This window comes from Natrialba sp. PRR66 (assembly GCF_034808065.1).
GTDB lineage: Archaea > Halobacteriota > Halobacteria > Halobacteriales > Natrialbaceae > Natrialba > Natrialba aegyptia.
The window spans coordinates 1-240 of sequence record NZ_JAXHGN010000247.1 but is presented as its reverse complement, the minus strand read 5'-3'; the positions used below and the strand labels follow the sequence as shown (position 1 = coordinate 240).

The 240-nt window shown below is 62.5% G+C and carries 1 pseudogene; it reads left to right on the top strand.

What is annotated here, in order from left to right:
• Positions 1-240 (top strand): annotated as a pseudogene (locus tag SM755_RS24125) (helicase); the annotation flags it as partial.

The following is a 240-nucleotide window of genomic DNA, read 5'->3' as shown; positions in this document are numbered from 1 at the left end:
TCGCGGACACGAACAGGGAAGGCGGATACGTGTACGAACTCCGCCGCGAGGATATCTGGCAAGCGCCGTACGACTCGCTTTCCGACCTGTTGCAAACGGTCCGTCAGGTCGTCCCAAACTCTTCTTCCCACGTCGAGGAGTGGATCGAGGACCAGTGGAAGCGGGCCCACCAGTTCACCCTGCGGACCCACGAGGACGGCTACACCGTCCTCGAAGCCGCGAGCGACGACCTGATGGGAA